General features: G+C 46.6%; 14 protein-coding genes. 5 read left to right on the plus strand and 9 right to left on the minus strand.

The genetic code is table 11. The annotated features are described in order from the left end of the window. The first annotated feature begins 29 nt into the window (after positions 1 to 29). The 4 genes from ACP2WE_RS13380 (at position 30) to ACP2WE_RS13395 (ending at position 5,067) form a co-directional block, all read left to right on the plus strand. Positions 30 to 1,112 (plus strand): glycosyltransferase family protein, encoded by a 1,083-nt coding sequence (locus tag ACP2WE_RS13380; protein WP_425216054.1) that lies wholly within the window; start codon positions 30 to 32, stop codon positions 1,110 to 1,112. Between the two features lie 209 nt (positions 1,113 to 1,321). Next, positions 1,322 to 2,641, plus strand: a complete 1,320-nt coding sequence (locus ACP2WE_RS13385; RefSeq protein WP_425216055.1) for a 3-isopropylmalate dehydratase large subunit — start codon at positions 1,322 to 1,324, stop codon at positions 2,639 to 2,641. 473 nt (positions 2,642 to 3,114) lie between these two features. Then, positions 3,115 to 3,786 carry a hypothetical protein gene (locus ACP2WE_RS13390; protein WP_425216056.1) on the plus strand — a complete coding sequence of 224 codons (672 nt, stop codon included), beginning with the start codon at positions 3,115 to 3,117 and terminating at the stop codon, positions 3,784 to 3,786. A 534-nt stretch (positions 3,787 to 4,320) separates the two neighbouring features. Next, positions 4,321 to 5,067: an ankyrin repeat domain-containing protein gene (locus ACP2WE_RS13395; protein WP_425216057.1), complete on the plus strand. Its 747-nt coding sequence runs from the start codon at positions 4,321 to 4,323 to the stop codon at positions 5,065 to 5,067. Between the two features lie 26 nt (positions 5,068 to 5,093). Here ACP2WE_RS13395 and pap read toward each other — a convergent pair whose 3' ends face one another. The 7 genes from pap to ccsB all read right to left on the minus strand — a co-directional run bounded on the left by pap (position 5,094) and on the right by ccsB (position 12,971). Continuing rightward, entirely contained in the window at positions 5,094 to 6,572 is a 1,479-nt protein-coding gene (gene pap, locus ACP2WE_RS13400) for a polyphosphate:AMP phosphotransferase (RefSeq protein ID WP_425216058.1), read from the minus strand. A gap of 218 nt (positions 6,573 to 6,790) precedes the next feature. Continuing rightward, complete coding sequence (locus ACP2WE_RS13405) at positions 6,791 to 7,759, minus strand: sensor domain-containing diguanylate cyclase (RefSeq protein WP_425216059.1); 969 nt, start codon at positions 7,757 to 7,759, stop codon at positions 6,791 to 6,793. A gap of 7 nt (positions 7,760 to 7,766) precedes the next feature. Continuing rightward, complete coding sequence (locus tag ACP2WE_RS13410; RefSeq protein ID WP_425216060.1) at positions 7,767 to 9,125, minus strand: pyridoxal phosphate-dependent decarboxylase family protein; 1,359 nt, start codon at positions 9,123 to 9,125, stop codon at positions 7,767 to 7,769. Between the two features lie 3 nt (positions 9,126 to 9,128). Next, positions 9,129 to 11,024, minus strand: coding sequence for an ABC transporter ATP-binding protein (locus tag ACP2WE_RS13415; protein WP_425216061.1), 1,896 nt, complete (start codon positions 11,022 to 11,024; stop codon positions 9,129 to 9,131). A gap of 135 nt (positions 11,025 to 11,159) precedes the next feature. Continuing rightward, the gene (locus tag ACP2WE_RS13420) at positions 11,160 to 11,558 is read right to left on the minus strand and encodes a type II toxin-antitoxin system VapC family toxin (protein WP_425216062.1); all 399 of its coding nucleotides are present in this window, start codon (positions 11,556 to 11,558) and stop codon (positions 11,160 to 11,162) included. Then, positions 11,558 to 11,848: a hypothetical protein gene (locus tag ACP2WE_RS13425; RefSeq protein WP_425216063.1), complete on the minus strand. Its 291-nt coding sequence runs from the start codon at positions 11,846 to 11,848 to the stop codon at positions 11,558 to 11,560. The genes ACP2WE_RS13420 and ACP2WE_RS13425 overlap by 1 nt, the downstream gene beginning before the upstream one ends. A 91-nt stretch (positions 11,849 to 11,939) precedes the next feature. Then, entirely contained in the window at positions 11,940 to 12,971 is a 1,032-nt protein-coding gene (gene ccsB / locus ACP2WE_RS13430; RefSeq protein WP_425216064.1) for a c-type cytochrome biogenesis protein CcsB, read from the minus strand. Between the two features lie 117 nt (positions 12,972 to 13,088). Between ccsB and ACP2WE_RS13435 the strand changes: the two genes are divergently transcribed. Further along, positions 13,089 to 13,865, plus strand: coding sequence for a proteasome-type protease (locus ACP2WE_RS13435; protein ID WP_425216065.1), 777 nt, complete (start codon positions 13,089 to 13,091; stop codon positions 13,863 to 13,865). A 376-nt stretch (positions 13,866 to 14,241) separates the two neighbouring features. Here ACP2WE_RS13435 and glyQ read toward each other — a convergent pair whose 3' ends face one another. Together glyQ and ACP2WE_RS13445 are read right to left on the minus strand one after the other, a co-directional pair. After that, entirely contained in the window at positions 14,242 to 15,141 is a 900-nt protein-coding gene (gene glyQ, locus ACP2WE_RS13440; RefSeq protein WP_425216066.1) for a glycine--tRNA ligase subunit alpha, read from the minus strand. Positions 15,142 to 15,285: 144 nt separating this feature from the next. Then, on the minus strand, positions 15,286 to 16,260 hold the full coding sequence (locus tag ACP2WE_RS13445; RefSeq protein WP_425216067.1) for an alpha-ketoacid dehydrogenase subunit beta: 975 nt from the start codon (positions 16,258 to 16,260) through the stop codon (positions 15,286 to 15,288). Positions 16,261 to 16,325 lie beyond the last annotated feature (65 nt).

Below are 16,325 nucleotides of genomic sequence, written 5' to 3' on the forward strand. Positions count from 1 at the left end.
GCGCAACAACACAGCTAAAATATGAACCTATGCCTACGCTATATGCTGCCATTACCAATCATGGTTTCGGACACGCTACCCGTACCGCTGCCGTTTTAGCGGAAATTCAGCGCCAAAACCCTGAAATCGCGATAACTATCGCCACCAGTGCCCCCCGATGGCTCCTAGAGGAGTACATTTCGGGAGATTTTGTTTTGCTCGATCGCACCTTTGATATCGGTGTCATTCAAGCCGATAGTTTGCACATTGATAAACACACTACGCTGAGCAAGCTGCAATATATTCAGCAGCATCAGTCTGAAATTTTGGAGGCAGAGCGGGAATTTTTTGAAGCAAATCCCGTCGATCTGATTTTTGCCGATATGCCCCCTCTGGCAACGCAGCTTGCCAACTTGGCAGATGCGCCCTGCTGGATGGCAGGTAATTTCGGTTGGGATTTTATCTATCGCGACTGGAGTCACGATCTAGATGGTGAATTTATGGCGATCGCTGACTGGATGTCTGGTTTGTATAGCCAATGCGATCGCCTGTTCCGCCTACCCTTTCATGAACCCATGTCATCATTCCCTCACATTCAAGATGTGGGGCTCACGGGGGGATCGCCACGCCACAGCCCAGAAGAGATGCGAGAAAAATTTCAACTGGATTGCGATCGACCGACAGCATTACTAAGTTTTGGTGGATTGAGTCTCAGTCAAATTCCCTATGGTAATCTTGCCAAATTTCCAGAGTGGCAGTTTATTACCTTTGACCTCAATGCTCCCGATCTGCCCAATTTAACCCGCGTTGGTCGCAACGGTCTGCGTCCTGTGGACTTGATGGGAGTTTGCGATCGCTTAATTACTAAGCCAGGCTATGGGACACTTTCTGAGGCTTGTCGCGTGGGCGTGCCGATCGTCTGTCTTACCCGCGAAGGCTTTATTGAGGCGGAGACCCTAATTGCAGGGGTACGAGACTATACCCACCACTTGATTATCTCGCCCGCCGACTTTTATGAGGGAGATTGGCAATTTTTGACAGACCCGCTAGTACCACCTGCTTTAGAGAACGCACATCTCGATCCAAATGGTGAAGCAGAGATTACATCGGAGATCCTCAAATATTTTCTATAATGAAGGCAATCCAGAAAATCTATACCATATCCTGTAGGAACTATCCCCGCGTCAGGGCTAGATTCTACATAAAAGGGGCACTGCCCCTACATAGGATTGAGTAATTTGTTTTCTGGGAATCTCTTAAATGCTTAATCTCTAAGCAGCGATCGACAATTTCTAGGTAATTTTTACTGTAATTTTCAACATATATCGAAGGCATCACAACTATGGGCATGACACTCACCGAGAAGATTTTGGCAAAGGCGGCGGGACGCAGCACAGTTAGCCCCGGCGAAAATATTTGGGTGAATGCCGACCTGCTGATGACCCATGATGTCTGCGGACCAGGCACAATTGGCGTGTTTAAAAAAGAATTTGGAGCCGATGCCAAGGTTTGGGATAAAGAGAAGATCGTGTTGATTCCCGATCACTATATTTTTACGGCAGATGCTCGTGCCAACCGCAACGTTGATATTTTGCGAGACTTTGCCAAAGAACAGCAAATTAAATATTTCTACGACATCACCGATTTATCGAACTTTAAAGCCAACCCAGATTACAAAGGCGTATGCCACGTTGCCCTTGCCCAGGAAGGACACACGCGCCCAGGGGAAGTTCTATTTGGCACAGATTCTCATACCTGTAATGCGGGTGCATTCGGAGAGTTTGCCACAGGTATCGGCAATACAGATGCTGCCTTCGTCATGGGTACGGGTAAGTTACTACTCAAAGTTCCTGCCACGATGAAATTTACCTTTGATGGGGAGTTGCCTCCCTATTTACTTGCGAAAGATTTAATTTTGCATGTAATTGGCGATATTGGTGTTGCGGGTGCTAACTATCGAGCTTTGGAAATTGATGGCGAAGCGATCGCCAAAATGACCATGGAAGAACGCATGACCCTCTGCAACATGGCGATCGAGGCAGGTGGAAAAAATGGCGTGATTGCTCCCGATCAAACTACGTTTGACTACGTTCAAGCTCGCACAGACAAGCCTTTTCAGCCCCTCTACGCCGATCCAGATGCCCAGCATTATTACGTCAAGCATTACGATGTTTCCAAGCTAGAACCTGTGGTGGCAAAGCCCCACTCGCCAGATAACCGCGCCCTTGTTAGTGAATGCAAAGATGTCAAATGCGATCGCGTTTACATTGGCTCTTGTACGGGTGGCAAGATTACGGATTTCATCAATGCTGCCAAGTTGCTAAAAGGACATCAGGTCAAGGTTCCTACCTATCTCGTGCCCGCTACTCAAAAGGTTTATGAGGATCTGTTCGCCCATAAAATTGACGGCATGACGCTATCTGAAATCTTCCTACAGGCGGGCTGTATCGAACCTGCGGCTCCTTCTTGTGCTGCCTGTTTGGGTGGACCTCAAGATACCTTTGGGCGTTTAAACGAACCAGAGGTATGCGTGTCTACAACCAATCGTAACTTCCCAGGTCGCATGGGCAACAAGCAAGCTCAGATTTACTTAGCTTCTCCATTTACAGCAGCAGCTTCGGCTCTAACGGGTCACATCACCGACCCAAGAGAGTTCATGTAACGTCTGAAGGGGTTAGAGCATTCGTATAGAATCGCTGCGAATGCTTATGTCCCAAATCTAAAATTTGAAACGGGTTATTTGAGTTGAGTTCCAGAGTGATAAGAATGAATTGATACAGAGAGTGCAGCAGCTACAATCAGCGAATCATAAAAAGAGAACTTCCATCGGCTAGAGATTTCTAAAGCACGATGGAAAAGCTCTGTTGATGAAAATATGGCGCACAATGCCTCTAACACTTTACTCAGATAGGTTTGGCAATCTGCTACTGACAGAGGATTAGCAAATTTCCGAGAAGCGAGATTTAAAAATTCTTGAATTACTTGGTAGCTAATACAGCCAGAACGGTTATTTAAAGCGTCTCTAACTAAATTTCTGGCAACACTTTGCTTTTGTGGCTGAGAGAATTGGAACTAAATCACCCCGCTGCCAGTCTTAGCTTAGTAAGCAACATCTCTAATCTGAGCGTAAAGAATATGAAAGCGCACCGTACCTCCTTTCTAGTAATCATTTCGACTGTTAGCATCGCCCTAGCTTCACTGGCTGCAAGCCCTGGTTATGCTAAGTCCTATAGATCCTATACGGGCGCACAGGCGAAATCAGACACGCGGATTGCCCAAGTATTTAGAACTACGTTTAACCTGCCAGCGGGTCAAGAGATTGTTACCAAGTTAGACAGCAAAGACACCCTTTACATTGGCACGGGTGATACGGCAAAGGCTCAATTACGAGTCCAACAAAACATCACTGCTAGTAATGGAACGATTCTGATACCTGCTGGAGCGGTGATAAGCGGGGATTTTGTACCCGTACAGGGAGGTTCTAAGTTTGTCGCCCGATCGCTGACGAGTAGCGGAGCAACGGTGCGCCTCACGGGCGAGTCTGCCCTGATCAATGACGTCAAAGACCCCCGTGAAACCTCATTAGGCTCGGTGGCAGTTGACTCAGCAATTGGTGCGGGGGCAGCAGCGATCTTGTCTGGTGTGATTGGCGATCGCGTCATCTCTACCGAAAAAGTCTTGGCAGGGGCAGTCTTAGCAGGCGTGCTTGGAAATGTAACAGCTCCCCAAGTAACCGCGATCGATCCAAATAATCCTCTGACGATTGTCACGAGCCAAACCCTGACATTTGTGCGCCGTGGCGACTAGAGTAAACCATTCGTAGATTTTATTCCTTAAATCACAAGAAGCCTCTATCCCCATCAAAAAGATAGGGGCTTTGTTTTGATTGCGATCGGCCGACTACTCAGCGAGATCGGAGATCGCCCTTGCTAACCTAGAGACAACCCGCGCGAGTTTCTCAAAATCAATCTTGTCATGCGTATCCTGCTTTGTATTGGCATGGATTCATCTCATACCATTTTCAAAAAATGATGCAACGCATCTTTTTGAAAAGACCGCGCTCGGCGCGGAACCCCAAATTCGATCTGTTGCAAATTTAAGAGAAATTGGTATCAGATAGTAGTTCCTCCTGTTCTCCTTTCTCTACCAGATGACCTTGTTCCATTACATCAATATGAAAGGAACAACAGTCGCATTAATTTGGTCTTCAAACCAAGATTGAGTAAACTTTTGACCGTAGAGAAGAAAGTATCGCTTCAGCACGATCGTTGCAGGTGATTTTTGATATTATCTGTCTGGGTTCCCAATCAAGCATTAAGTTTCTGTATTTCTCGCCATCCTATGAATCAAAAAAGTCCCTTTCCGTTAACCGTTTCTTTACTGACAGGCATGGCGATCGCTGCAATATCTCTGCCCCATCTCTCTAATGCCTCACCTAAACCGATTCAAACCCACCCATCTCTCACTTTACCTACACTCAAGCAATCAAACCTAGGTAAAGTCCTGATCTCAAGGCAAGATCAAATCTTGTTACAAGCAATTAGAGTGGGGGATCTGGCATCAGTAAAAATGGCTCTATCGGCTAAAGCAAACCCAAATGCCCCAGATGAGAATGGTGAAACCGCTTTAATGATTGCAGCAAGCAATAATCACATTGAGATTGTCAAACTTTTGCTAACCTATGGCGCAAATGTTAACGGGGGCAGTTATCAGGCTGGCTATCCTCTCATGGCAGCGGCGAGGGAGGGACATATCGAAATCGTCCGACTCTTTCTGCGCAAAGGAGCCAAGGTTAATCTTGCTGCCGACGAAGGATTTACGGCTCTAGATGAAGCGATCGAGGAAAATCGCGTAGATGTGGTCAAACTCCTACTAGAAAGCGGTGCAAATCCCAACCATTATGTTTCGGGATCGACCCCGCTCTATGATGCGGCAAGTAATGGATATGTCAAAATTGTCAGCCTTCTAATCAAGCATGGGGCAGATATTAACGCCAAATCATTTGGTAGCAGAACACCCTTAGCGATCGCAATTCAATACAAGCATCTTGAAGTGGTGGACTTGCTAAGGAAGGCAGGCGCAAGATAAAGGTAGAGTGTCCTGCAATTAAAGTTTTATTTTTTGAGAGAAGCTTTAAGGCGATCGCAGAGTATCTGAACCACCTTAACCCTTGCGAACTTCTTGTCATTGGCTTCGATTGTGTACCAAGGTGCAAACTCTGTACCTGTACGTTCGAGCATCTCGTTTGCCGCTAATTCATATTCGTTCCATTTTTCACGGTTGCGAAAGTCTTCAGCGGTGATTTTAAAGTGTTTGTAAGGAGTGGCTTGTCTCAACTGAAATCGTCGCAACTGCTCGTCTGCATCAATATGAATCCAAAATTTGAGTATTAAGGTGCCACGATCGTGGAGTTGTTGCTCAAAGTTGACGATTTCAGTATAGGCACGCATCCAAGCAGATTCCGAGGCAAACCCTTCAACCCGTTCCACAAGCACGCGGCCATACCAACTGCGATCGAAGATCGTGACGCGCCCCGCGCGCGGTAGATGTCGCCAAAAACGCCAAAGGTAATGGTGAGAAAGCTCCTCATCCGTGGGTGCAGCAATGGGAATCACTTGATAGTCGCGGGCATCGAGTGCCGAAGTCACACGACGAATAATGCCCCCTTTACCAGCAGCATCCCAACCCTCAAATACTAAAATCACCGATCGCCCATATTCTTTTGCTTGACGATAGAGTAAATTTAAGTGACCTTGATATTTTTCCAACTGTTGCTTGTAATCCTCTTCCGTTAGACTCTGAGAAAGATTAAGCGTATCGAGAATGGTATAGGGATTCTCTATCTTCATGAAAGGGCTAGGAGGTTTTACAGAAGGCGCGTTATTTGTGGCTAGACGCTTTGAGATTAAGTTGAGAATGTAGTTCCCCACTGTGATGCTTCGATATCGCTTGTCCGCTCCTTCGATTACCAGCCAAGGAGCTTCACCCGTACTCGTAGTTCGGAGTGCCCGTTCTGAGATACGGCGAAACTTATCGTACAGTTTAAAGTGCTGCCAATCGGTGTCTGTGACCCGCCAACGAGTCTTGGGATCTTTCATCAAGGAATTTAATCGAATCGCTTGTGCTTCTTTACTGAGGTGAAACCAAAATTTGATAATCAGCGCCCCTTCATCGACCAAAGTCTTTTCAAAGGCATTAATTCGCACCAGATCTAAATCGAGATCGATATTTTTGGTCTTGCCATAGACGCGATCGACGATTGGGCGCGTATACCACGACCCAAAAAAGATACCGATTCTTCCTTTGGGTGGCAAGACTCGCCAAAAACGCCAAGCTTCTGGGCGCTCTCGCTCTTCGTCAGACATAGCCCCAAAAGCATGAGTTTGGAGATAATGCGGATCCATCCACTCGTGGAGCAGGTTAACGCTTTCACCTTTACCCGCTCCATCTACGCCGCCAATTAAAATAATTACAGGAAAGGAAGCCTGCTTTAGATCTTCTTGAATCTCTAAGAGTTGTATTCGCAAAATGGACTCTTGAGCGTCATACTCTTCTTTACTCAGCTTATGTCCGATTTCAGCAGATTCAAACATGATGTGAGTACGCTCCTTAAGAACTCAATGCCACAATCCACAGGGGTAAATTGAGGCGATCTTAATTTAAAAGGGTTTAGATGGGTTTGGTATCGCAGATTACTATTCTATCGCTTTAAACCATTTCTAAGCATAGCTTTTAACATTCCTTCATTCGCTCTCCATGGGTCATAGCTCAAGTAAATCCTGAGTTATAAGGGTTTCTATCTCCTGAGTTTTTAGTTCTGATTTCGTTTTATTTGCTTTTGGGCATACATCAGCCGATCTGCCTCTTGTAACAGATCCTCAATAGACTGATGTCGGCTGGCATCAAACTCGATCGCACCGACACTACAACAAATATCATAACCGCGCGCTTCCTGTTGGTTAAAGTCCGCGCGGATGCGATCGAGGCGATTTAAAATCAGTTGGCTCTCGGTGCGATCGGCATTGGTCAATAGCGCGACAAACTCGTCCCCACCCAACCTACCGATTACGTCCGACTCGCGAAAAGCCTGTTTTAAGATTTTACTGAAGCCAATCAAGGCGCGATCGCCTTCAGCATGTCCGTAGCGATCGTTAATTTCCTTAAATAAATCTAAATCAAAAAAGAATAGCGATGCAGGTTTATGCAACCGTTTACAAAGGTTGAGAGCATGGGAAGCTAGGGCTAAAAAACCACGTCGATTAGACAACTGGGTCAACTCGTCCATGGTTGCAAGCTGGATTGCTGTTAGCTCTTGCTCTGCCATCCGTCCGAGGTCGCGCAACAATTCTAGATCTTCTTCGCTGAGTATGCGAGGATCTCGGTCAAGCAGACATAGCGTACCAAGCTTACTACCGTTGGGGATAACCAGAGGAACTCCAGCATAGAAGCGAATTCTAAGCTCACCTGTAACCAAAGGGTTATCATAAAACCTGTCATCCAGTGAGGCATCGGGCACAATCAAGATATCGTTCCCTAGAATGGCATGACCGCAAAAAGAGATGTCTCGTGGTGTTTCAGTGGCTTCCATGCCTTGGCAGGACTTAAACCACTGGCGGTTGACATCGATTAAGCTGACTAAGGCGATCGGCACGCCAAATAGCCTTTTTGCCAATCTTGTCAGCCGATCGAAGCGCTCCTCTGGTGGCGTATCGAGAATGTTTAGAGATCGCAGGGAATCAATACGAAGTGATTCGTTTTCAGGATGACCTGGTGCTTGCATAGAGGGGTTACCATGTAGCATGGGGATGGAGAACAACGGCTTTGAGAATCCGATCGCCTTTCCATAGAGGCAAAGACAGCCAAAGCTTTTCAGCATTTATCCATTTTTGTCGCAGAGAGGCGCTGCTTAAAGCAGGATTGCTAGATTGAAAGCAGACCAAATTGATCGTGGGTTCGCATACCAATTCTACTTCCTCTGAAGCATCAATCCATTGACGGAGTGCGATCGCGTTAGACATAGAGCGATCGATCAGTTCCGCATAGCCGTTTAAACCTAGCGATCGCAGGGCTAACCAAAGCTTCAAACTATCTGTACGTCGGGTTCCCTGTAAATTGATATTGCCAAAATTTAGGGAATTATCAGCCATATAGGGCAATTCCATCTTGAACCCATTGATGAGATCCTGTTTTTGCTTGACCAGCAGCATGGCACAGGTGCGAGATACCCACATCCATTTTTGCGGATTGAAGGTGAGCGAATCTGCGGCATCACATCCATTTAAAAGATACTTCCATTGCGGTGAGAACATCGCCGCGCCACCATAGGCAGCATCAATGTGGAACCAGCAGTCATATTGACGCGCGATCGCACCCACAGCAGCAATATTATCGATCGCACCCGTAACCGTTGTCCCCGCAATCGCTGCGATAAAGAAAGGTTGTTTTCCCTGAGCGATCGCCTGTTGCACCGCAGATTCCAATGCCTCAAGTTCGATCTCGCCGCGATCGTTGGTCGTGACGCGAATTAAGTTCTCTCGCCCCAACCCAATCACATTCATGGCTTTGTCAAAGGAAGTATGGGCAGCGTCAGAGACAAAGGCAACAAGGTTGTGATTTGTGCGGTAATTCACCCCAAGGTCTTGACTCGCAGGCTGTTTGGCATTCCTTGCTAAGAGCATTGCCGTAATATTGGCGAGGCTACCGCCTGCGGTGAGCGTTCCAAACGCGCGATCGCCTAGCCCAAATAATTTCCCGAACCATGTCACCAATTGTGCTTCGAGTTGCGTAAATACAGGAGCGAGTTCCTGACTGAGCATATTGTTGTTGAGTGCCGCAGTCAGCGCATCTGCCCAAATCGTAATCGCTAAGGGCACGCTGTCCATATGTCCCATGTACCGAGGATTCTGTAAATTTAGGGCCCGGGGTAAAATTTGCGATCGCAATTCCAATAATAAATCTGTCGATGTCGTACCATCACTTGATATCTCGATCTGGAATGGCGATTCATCTTTTACAAATGCCCGATCCTGTCGATCTAAGACAGCATCTGTAATCAAGTCTACAAAAGCATAGCCTAACTGTCGCAAGGTCTCACGATTATGGCGATCGGGATGGAGAAATTGAGAGTCTAGAGATGGGTTAGGCATTAACTAATTGAGAACGGGAATGCGAGGGATGGAACTGAGCAAGGCTTTCGTATATTCGTGCTGAGGATGGCTCAGGACTTCGGAGGTTGTACCTTGCTCGACGATTTTGCCTCGCCGCATCACGGCAATATGCGTACAAAAATACTGAGCCACTGCCAGATCGTGGGTAATGAAGAGGTATGTGAGATTAAACTCTTTTTTGAGGTCTAGCATCAGTTGCAGCACTTGTGCCTGAATGCTGGCATCGAGCATACTAACGGGTTCGTCGCAAATCAGGAATTTAGGATTTGTAATCAGGGCACGGGCGATCGCCACCCGTTGCAATTGACCGCCCGAGAGGTCTTGCGGATAGCGATTGCCGAATTGACTGTTCAATCCCACTTTTTCTAGGATTTTGAGAACGCGAGGTTTCGCAGCTTCTAAATCCTTAACTTGTTTGTGGATCAAGAGCGGATCGGCCACACTTCTAAAAATACTCATGCGCGGATTGAGACAGGCACGCGGATCTTGAAAGATCATCTGCATCTGCGATCGCATCTGGCGCAATTCTTCACCCTTGATTTTGGTTAATTCCACACCATTCATCAAAACAGAGCCAGAGTGAGGACGAATTAATTGCAAAATTGCTCTACCTGTGGTGCTTTTGCCCGATCCGCTCTCTCCGATAATGCCAAAAATATCCCCAGGAAAGATATCGAGATCGATGCCATCGACGGCTCTGACTAAACCTACGGAGCGATCGAACAACCGCGCTACAAAGTTTCCACCTGTGACGTAATGCTTGGTAAGTTGGCGAACCTTGAGCAAAGATTTTCTCGTAGGAGCTGACAGGCTGATGACTTCACCCATTGATGCGTTGTTCGATTTGTAAATCGTTAGACTGCTCGATTCTTTGGGGATTTCATCTTGGGTCTCGCTAACAAGTTTTCTCCCAAGTTCGCTATCAGTTTCATTTATGACGTTCTGTTCTTCAGGCACAACTTCACGGGCAACTTCGTTAGTAGTGTCATGAGGAACTTCATGCGTTTCGGGAGGAGGAATGGCTTGGGAATCTTGCTGTGGCTCAACTTCTGGAGATTCTAATTTCTGAGATTCGGGCTCAGGACTTTCTGGTTCTTTCTCATTGTCTAACTTGAAGTGAATCACCGATCGCAGCAAACTTTGCGTGTAGGGATGCTTGGGATTGCGGAAGATTTGGTCTACCGTACCTGTTTCCACAATCGAGCCATCGTACATCACCGCGATCCGATCGCAGTATTGCGAAACCAATCCTAAATCGTGGGTAATCAGCAATAGACCCATAGAACGGTTATGGCGCAAAACCGTTAGCTCTTGCAAGATTTCCGTTGCGACCGTGATATCGAGGCTGGTTGTGGGTTCGTCAGCCACCAACAAAACTGGGTCGAGCAATAGAGACAAAGCAATCATTACCCTTTGTCGCATGCCGCCACTAAACTCGTGGGGATATTGATTGGCTCGGCTGGGATCGATGCGCACAGATCGGAGCGTGTCGCTGAGTCGCTGTTGGGCATCTCGATCGGAGATTTTGGGCAGGTGCGATCGCAACATTTCAATCCCATGTGCTTCAACGGTCATCAAGGGGTTGAGCCGCGTCATCGGATCTTGAAAAATTAGCGCAACGCGCTCGCCGCGCCAGTTGATACTAGGGTGATCGAGGCTTTCCTCGCCAAGTTCTTCGCCGTTGATGCTGATCTTGCCAGAAGTTTGCGTCCCCTCAGGCAGGAGTTGAATCAGCGATCGCCCGATCGTTGACTTGCCACAACCACTCTCCCCCACAAGCCCCAGACTTTCCCCTGCTGCTAATTGCAAGCAAACGCGATCGACGGCAGGTAACGAGGCATTGTAGCTAACGGTGAGATCTTGGACTTCTAACAACATGGTTTATTCTTACTTGCGATCGTAGCTAGGATTTTTCCAGAAGTTTACATTGAGCATCGTTTCTAGAATGTAACTAAATAGCTCTGTATATGGCTCTGTATGGAGAAAGGTGAAATCTTGAAATTCTTGCCTGACTTAGCCTGTCAGTAATCGCACAAAGCCTTCCTGCTCAAAATGACGATCTGTAGTCAGAGCCTTAATCACACCTTTGGATCGCATCAAGACAAAACTAACTGCATCACATAATGAATAGTTTTTATCTAAACGATTTCTCAAAAGGTCGATTGCTTCTTGATGTAAATCTTCGTTTACCCATACTGTTTCAATATCAGGATGTTCTAGTAAATCTGTTGCGAACGCAAGCGCCTCTCTACGGGGAAAGTTTCGCACTTGAGCTAACGCGACAAATTCAGCCAGAATATAACTATGGGTTAGATAAGTATTTGCATCGTCGAAAAAATTAACTGCGATCGCATGTTGTGGCTCACTAGCGTGGACGTAGCATAGTAAGCCTGACGTATCGAGAAACAACACTAGGCTATTTCTCCAACTTCATAACCATAGGCTTTAGCTAGGTCAGCATCAATGCTTTCATTATCCGCACCTGTTGCAGTGCCAAGGCATATTGCCCCAGCGTGACGGCGAAAACGTTGACGGGCTAAATCTTTGCTGATTTTACTTTTTTGTTGCGCGCTACTCGCCTGCGTATATTTTTTGAGAGAAGCAATTGCCCACTCCGCGATCGGCACACCTGCGATTTCAGATCTGAGTTTGATCTCGGCGTAGTCATCATCACTAAGTTCTAAAGTTAGGACTTGACTCATTGTTGCTACATTGAAAGCGATTCAATCATAGTAAAGCATTTGAAAAATTTTCATGCGGCTGAGAGCGCTCGTAGCGAATTGCACAAGAACCCTAGAGAAACCATCCATAACTGTGTAAGCCCTTACCCAATAAATTCACACCGAGGTAGCAAGTCCAGACCACGACCAAGCCAAAACTGGCGAGAATTGCAGGCTTACGTCCCTGCCATCCCTTGGTAATGCGGGTATGCAGATAGGCAGCAAACACCAACCATGTGATCAACGACCAAGTTTCTTTAGGATCCCAACTCCAGTAAGAGCCCCAAGCTTCGTTTGCCCAAACGCCCCCAGCAATAATGCCAATGGTTAACAAAGGGAAACCCAGACCGATCGTCCGATAGCTGAGATTATCGAGGGTTTCGCCTAGGGTTAGCCTTTGCATCGATAGAGGTTGTCTCGCTTTAGCGGGAGTTTCTAGTACCAATGTAGCTGTGCTAGCAGAACTAGTAGCGTTAGAACCGTTATTTGATGAGGCGATCGCCATAAATGGCTCGGTTGGCAAGGTATTCATATCCTTGATACTTCTGCCACCATTTGTGCCTAGGGAATTGCCTTTCAGTACGATGTTTTCGCCCCGCGTCACGATCAAGAAAGCGATCGCTAATACACTTCCTACCATCAAAGCCGAATAGCTCAGGAGCATGACCGTAACATGCATCATTAACCAGTTCGATTTGAGCGCTGGAACAAGGGGTTCGGCAGCTTGCATATTTTCTGGCAAAGTCAAGGCTGCGAAGGCAGTAATGCCCATTGCCACTGGGGAGGTAAATGCCCCAATCAATTGATTGCTATGAATATTTTTGCGCCCCATGCTTTCGACAAGAATATGCATTGTGGTGATGCCCCAAGCCAAAAAGAATAGGGACTCATAGAGGTTGCTGAGCGGGAAATAGCCTGCTTCGATCCAACGCGCCCCCAGTAACGTCGCGATCGCTAAATTGGCGATCGCCATGCCCGCCGTACCGCAAGCACGGAGATAAGGAATATTTGAGAAAGCAGCGCTGACCCAATAGACCAACATGGTAATAAATAAGATGGCAAAAGCAGCGTTATCTAATAAGCTCTGAAGTGCGACAAGTTGCATTCAGTAGTTTCTCCAAATGTTTTACTCTAATTCTAAGCGGTGAGGATATGCGCGCAACCGATAATATTAAAGCAACTTGGCTGATTTAATTAAATTCATTTACCCAATCTCAACTTTGTGACCTACTGTCTTGGAATTATTACTAGCTCTGGCCTAGTTATTGCAGCGGACTCTCGCACGAATGCAGGGGTTGACTATGTGTCTACCTACCAAAAATTGTTTGACTTTACTTGGGTAAACGAGCGAGTTCTGATTCTTTGCACGTCGGGCAATTTGTCGATCACGCAAGGTGTGTTAAACCTGCTCAACAAAGATCTTAGAACCCAAGCTGAAAGCAACTTGCATACCCTGCCTAGCATGTATGAAATTGCTCAGTATGTCGGGTCAAAGGTGCGATCGATGCAAGAACAAAATCGTCCTTGGTTGCAAAAAGACGGCATTGATGCGCAATGCAACCTGTTACTGGGCGGTCAAATTCAAGGTGAAGAACCCGAACTGTATATGGTTTACAGCCAAGGGAATTTCATTCAGGCAACCAAAGAGACCCCCTTTTTGCAGATTGGCGAAACCAAGTATGGCAAGCCGATTTTAGATCGAACCTTAACGTTTGAAACCTCGATCGAGGCAGCAGCCAAGTGCGCTTTGCTTTCGATTGACTCAACCATGAAATCCAATATCTCGGTGGGGCCACCAATTAACTTGATTGCCTACGATCGCGATTCCTTTGAGACAAAACGTCGTCTCACCCTAAGGCTAGGCGATCCCTATTTGGTCAAAATTCGCAAACAATGGGAGGTGTCTCTACGGCAAGCGTTTGAACGAATGCCCGACGTCGATTGGCAGCATAACCCTCACAGTAAAGTGGATATAGCCTATGCAGATTCCCTTGATTAGAACAGCAACGACCTTAATAAAAGCAAAATCCCGCAGGTCACACCCTGCGGGAAAAAAAATTTGTAGATACGTCGCTAGTGAAAATTAGTATGCGTTACTTGGCGATCGCGCGAGGTGATAAAACTCACCGATCACCTGTGATCTCGATCAACCATGCTTGCGATCGAGATCACCTGCCCGAGTCAAATCAAATAATCCGATAGAATACAATCACACATATCGGCAATACATAACCATTCTCTGGTCAAGATCGCGACAAAGTTCTTTACTCTGTACAAAATACTCAATGATTTTTGTGGATACAAGTGCATGGTTTGGTTGTGTAGTGCCTCGAATCCACTAAATTCCAAGAGGGTGCTTAAACCCAAATCAAAGCTTACACTGATAAAACTGTACCTAAAGGAAAGCCCATAACTTCTCGCTGGGCTAGGTATAACTTAGCCACCTGCCGCGCTAGGTTACGAATACGAGCGATATATCGCACCCGTTCCGTTACCGAAATTACCCCTCTTGCATCCAACAAGTTAAAGGTATGCGAGCATTTCAACACATAGTCAAAAGCGGGTAATACGAGTTCAGAGCTAACTAGCTGAGTAGCTTCCTGTTCGTACTGCGTAAACAACCGAAATAGTAAATCTGAGTCTTGCCCCAGTTTGCCAAAGTTATAGGCACTTTGCTCGACTTCGTTTTGGTGGTGTACCTGCCTGTACTTAATATCGCCAAACTGCGGATGAGATTGCCAAGTAATGTCAAAGATGGAGTTAACTCCCTGTAGGTACATCACCAAGCGTTCTAGACCATAGGTGATTTCCGCAGAGACAGGGCGACAATCTAACCCACCAACTTGCTGAAAATAGGTAAATTGGGTGACTTCCATCCCATCCAGCCAAACTTCCCAGCCGACACCCCAAGCCCCTAAAGTAGGCGACTCCCAGTCATCTTCGACAAACCGCACATCATGATCTTTGGGGTCTATGCCCAAAAACTTGAGACTGTCTAAATACAGTTGCAGGACATCATCGGGGGAAGGTTTTAGCAACACCTGAAATTGATAGTAGTGTTGGAGACGATTGGGGTTTTCACCATATCGGCCATCCGTAGGACGGCGGCAAGGCTCTACATAGGCAACATTCCAAGGCTCAGGTCCGATCGCACGCAAAAATGTATGGGGACTCATCGTACCCGCCCCTTTCTCGATGTCGTAGGGTTGAGCGATCAGACAACCGCGATCGCTCCAGTATTTTTGCAAAGCTAAAATGACCGATTGGAAATCCATGGAATTTAAGTCGCCAGTGAAGAGTTATTGGTTATCCATTATGCAAGAGGCAGCTAGCAATTAGCAGCTAGCGATTCTTGAAAGCTAACTGCTAATTACCAAGAGTATGTCCCCATTACCCCTGCTCGTTTACGGTTTTTGGTTTTACCCCAGCAATTTTTCAACCGCTTGGATGATATCGGCAGGCTGGACGATCGTGAGGTTCTCTAGGGTGCCGTTATAGGGAGTTGGCACATCCAAAGAGGCAAGTCTCACCACAGGGGCATCGAGTTCGTCAAAGAAATTGTCATTGATCGAGGCGATGATTTCTGCGCCAATGCCACCACAACGCATGTCTTCTTCGACAATCACGACATGATGGGTTTTGCGCAGTGAGGTTGAGATTGTCTCTAGATCCAAAGGCTTGAGTGAAATCAGATCGATCACCTCAGGGTCATAGCCCTTTGCCACAAGGGTTTCTACCGCCTTGTTTACGTGATAGCGCATCCGCGAGTAGGTAAGAATCGTGACATCTTTACCAGGACGGACGATCTCAGCTTTATCCAACGGAACTAAATATTCCTCATCAGGTAAATCTTGCTTGAGGTTGTAAAGCAAAACATGCTCAAAGAACAGCACAGGGTTATCATTACGAATAGCTGACTTGAGCAAACCCTTAGCATTGTAGGGCGTTGAGCAACTGACAATCTTGATCCCAGGAACTGCCTGGAAATATGCCTCTAGGCGCTGTGAATGTTCTGCCCCAAGGTTTTTGCCAACCCCACCAGGCCCGCGAATCACCATCGGGATTTTGAAATTGCCGCCTGAGGTATAGCGCAACATGCCTGCATTGTTAGAAATTTGGTTAAAAGCTAACAGTAAGAATCCCATATTCATCCCTTCGATGATTGGGCGCAGTCCTGTCATTGCCGAACCAACTGCCATACCTGTAAAACTATTTTCGCAAATGGGCGTATCTAAAACTCTGAGTTCCCCATATTTTTTGTAGAGGTCTTTGGTGACTTTGTACGAACCACCGTACTTGCCTACATCTTCACCCATCACGTAAACCGTGGGATCGCGATCCATCTCTTCGTCGATCGCCTCGCGTAGGGCATTAAAAAAAGTAACCTCTGCCATAATTTGCGCTGATTTCTTAGACTGATTTTCTAGAACTATGCTTGTAAGCTGCTTGCAAATTATAG

It is taken from the genome of Tumidithrix helvetica PCC 7403 (assembly GCF_965232925.1).
GTDB classification, from domain to species: domain Bacteria; phylum Cyanobacteriota; class Cyanobacteriia; order Pseudanabaenales; family Pseudanabaenaceae; genus Tumidithrix; species Tumidithrix helvetica.

Bases quoted from the DNA above. Each gene is read 5' to 3' on its own strand.
- ACP2WE_RS13395 (WP_425216057.1), top strand. From the start codon at position 4,321: ATGAATCAAAAAAGTCCCTTTCCGTTAACCGTTTCTTTACTGACAGGC.
- ACP2WE_RS13380 (WP_425216054.1), top strand. From the start codon at position 30: ATGCCTACGCTATATGCTGCCATTACCAATCATGGTTTCGGACACGCT.
- ACP2WE_RS13410 (WP_425216060.1), bottom strand. From the start codon at position 9,125: ATGCCTAACCCATCTCTAGACTCTCAATTTCTCCATCCCGATCGCCAT.
- ccsB (WP_425216064.1), bottom strand. From the start codon at position 12,971: ATGCAACTTGTCGCACTTCAGAGCTTATTAGATAACGCTGCTTTTGCC.
- pap (WP_425216058.1), bottom strand. From the start codon at position 6,572: ATGTTTGAATCTGCTGAAATCGGACATAAGCTGAGTAAAGAAGAGTAT.
- ACP2WE_RS13405 (WP_425216059.1), bottom strand. From the start codon at position 7,759: ATGCAAGCACCAGGTCATCCTGAAAACGAATCACTTCGTATTGATTCC.
- ACP2WE_RS13415 (WP_425216061.1), bottom strand. From the start codon at position 11,024: ATGTTGTTAGAAGTCCAAGATCTCACCGTTAGCTACAATGCCTCGTTA.
- ACP2WE_RS13390 (WP_425216056.1), top strand. From the start codon at position 3,115: ATGAAAGCGCACCGTACCTCCTTTCTAGTAATCATTTCGACTGTTAGC.
- ACP2WE_RS13425 (WP_425216063.1), bottom strand. From the start codon at position 11,848: ATGAGTCAAGTCCTAACTTTAGAACTTAGTGATGATGACTACGCCGAG.
- glyQ (WP_425216066.1), bottom strand. From the start codon at position 15,141: ATGGATTTCCAATCGGTCATTTTAGCTTTGCAAAAATACTGGAGCGAT.
- ACP2WE_RS13445 (WP_425216067.1), bottom strand. From the start codon at position 16,260: ATGGCAGAGGTTACTTTTTTTAATGCCCTACGCGAGGCGATCGACGAA.
- ACP2WE_RS13385 (WP_425216055.1), top strand. From the start codon at position 1,322: ATGGGCATGACACTCACCGAGAAGATTTTGGCAAAGGCGGCGGGACGC.